Annotated in this window: 2 protein-coding genes; both read left to right on the forward strand. The window is 56.7% G+C overall.

The annotated features are described in order from the left end of the window. Nucleotides 1-349: 349 nt before the first annotated feature. Entirely contained in the window at nt 350-1,438 is a 1,089-nt protein-coding gene (locus FBQ85_29025) for a HEAT repeat domain-containing protein (GenBank protein ID MDL1879176.1), read from the forward strand. Between the two features lie 130 nt (nt 1,439-1,568). Further along, the coding region (locus FBQ85_29030) for a zinc carboxypeptidase (GenBank protein MDL1879177.1) at nt 1,569-2,628 on the forward strand (1,060 nt) is incomplete at its 3' end.

The following is a 2,628-nucleotide window of genomic DNA, read 5'->3' on the forward strand; positions in this document are numbered from 1 at the left end:
CTCCGACAGGAGTGGCATATTGGGTTTGTATGTGAAAGCCAACGACACGCCGACGAAATCCATATGTCACACCTTTGGAGTTGAGGGCCGTTCCAGCCCGCCGCTACCCTTCGACAAGCTCAGGGTGCGGGTTATCGTCGCAGGCTTGAGTCTGCCACAGGCTGAGCCGGTCGCCGCAGGCTGAGCTTGTCGCCGCAGGCTGAGCTTGTCGCCGCAGGCTGAGCCGGTCGCCGCAGGCTGAGCCGGTCGCCGCAGGCTGAGCTTGTCGAAGCCTGTCGAAGCCACGACGATTAAGCTGTTCGCATGTTCAAACGATTGACGCCCGTTCCATTCAAGAAAGTTATGCCTGATGCTTGTGATACGACGCCTGCTTTTTTTATCGACTCTTCTCTTATTCTCCGCTTGCGGCAACAGCGACTATGACGAGGCGAAACAGCTTTATGAACGTTCGCGGGAATCCGATCCCTCCGTGACCGTGGAATTTGCCGATCCGTTGGGCCGCGCCATCGAGCTGCTCGAAGGTTTTCTGTCACGCAACCACGAGGACCCGGCTGCCACGTTGCTGCTGTGGCGCTGCTATTCCCGCACCGGCAACCCGCGCGCCACCGCGATGCGCGAAAGCATGCTCACCATGCCCGAAGCCAGGCGCGAGATTATGCCGGATGAAAGCCGGCGCGAGCATGACGACTACATGCGCGCGCAAATGGTCGATCTGCTCGGCGGCATGGCAGCGCCCACCGAAACCAAATTTTTTGTTGCTCTCATGGAGAACGATCCGGCCACCGGCGTGCAACAAGCAAGCGTCAAGGTTCTGGCGCAATTGCGCAATCAACAAGCGCTGCCGCCGCTGCTCAAAAAGTTGACCAACGGCGACGACTTGGTGCGTGCCGCGGTGGCGCGTGCGCTCTCCGCTTATCCGCGCTCGGATGTTACTGACGCGCTGTATCTACGCATCGCCGACAACCGTGAAAATCCCGAGGTGCGCGGCAATGCCGGCTTGTCAATCGCCGAAATCGGCGGACTCAATCCCGGTTTATGGCATGACATCTCGCCCAAGTTTCAGCAACTGTTGGCGGACCCGGGCAAATCGCTGTCCACCCGCCTGCTGGCTGCGATGATTCTGGCGAAACGCGGCAGTGCCAGCGGCCGCGATCTTGCGATGAAAAACGCCGATATTGAAGATGCGTTTACACGCGGCCTGGCAATTGTCACGCTGGGATTGACCGGCAACGAAAAAGCGCTGCCCGCCATCGTGGTTGCCGCACAAAACAGCAATTGGAAACTGCGCTATCAAGCCGCAGAAGCACTCGGTGATTTGGCCGATCCGAAGGGGTTGCCCGCTCTCTACAAGGCGAAAGACGACCCCAATGAATTCGTGCGGCAGGCGGCGCGCGCTGCAATTGAGAAAATCAAAGGCAAGGCCGGCCCGCGAAAATAATGCGCTAAAATAAGTTTCTCAACGGCGAGAAGCAAATAAATTTCCCGCAAGAAAAACGCAACAATTGCGCGTCCTTCATCGTTGAATCCTGCCGGTTGCTTGTGACGCTCATCTCGTGAGGAACGTTTTCATGACCCGCCTTTGCCGTTTCGGTTTTGCCGCTTTATTGTTCTGCATTTTTTATGATGGCATTCCTGCCGCCGCACAGCAGTATTCCCGCCCGCCGCGCGCGCTGGTTGAGATTTCCGCTCCGGCGCTGTCCGCAAAAACCTTACAGAACTTTTTGACTGCCGGCTTTGATATTGCGGAGGCGCATCCCCAATCCGGCGTTTTTGAAGTGATTCTGCATGCCGAAGAGCTGGAAGCGCTGCGCCGCCTCGGCATTCCATACCAAATCAATATTGCCAATCTCGAGACCTATGCGCAAGCGCTGCGCGCGAGCGATTACCTCGATCATTTTTTTGACTACGAGCGCACGCTTGAGGAACTGGTGATTGCGCAGGCGATTTATCCCGAGCTGATGCAACTTGTCGATATCGGCGATAGCTGGGAGAAAACACAAAACCTCGCGGAGCGCGATCTCTGGGCAGTCAAGATTTCAGATCATGTGGCGCGGGACGAAGACGAGCCGGAAGTGTTGATCATGGCCCTGCATCATGCGCGCGAGATCATCACGCCGGGCATCGTGCTCGATTTCATGCACACGCTGCTCACGGGTTACGGCCAGGATCCCGAAATCACGTATCTCGTCAACCATCGCCAAATCTGGCTGATCCCGGTTGTCAATCCCGATGGGCTGGAGTATGTTTTTAATTCTGATTTATGGTGGCGCAAGAATCGCCGCCGCAACAGCGACGGCACGTTTGGCGTGGACTTGAATCGCAATTACGGCTTCAAATGGGGGTTGAATGACATCGGTTCCAGCCCCAATCCGAACGCAGCAACGTATCGCGGCAGCGAGGCGTTTTCCGAGCCGGAGATTGCCGCCATTCGCGACTTCGTTTCCGCCCGGCGTTTTCGCGCTTCGTTGTCGTATCATTCGTTCGGCAATTTGATGATTTATCCCTGGGGCTACGCGAGTGAGATCACGCCCGACCATCACAGCTTTGTCGCGCTCGCTGACAGTTTAGTGGCCTACAATAATTTTGCGCCCGGCCTCGCGATTGAAACCGTCGGTTATTTTGTGAATG

It is taken from the genome of Cytophagia bacterium CHB2, from assembly GCA_030263535.1.
Classification (GTDB): Bacteria; Zhuqueibacterota; Zhuqueibacteria; order Zhuqueibacterales; family Zhuqueibacteraceae; genus Coneutiohabitans.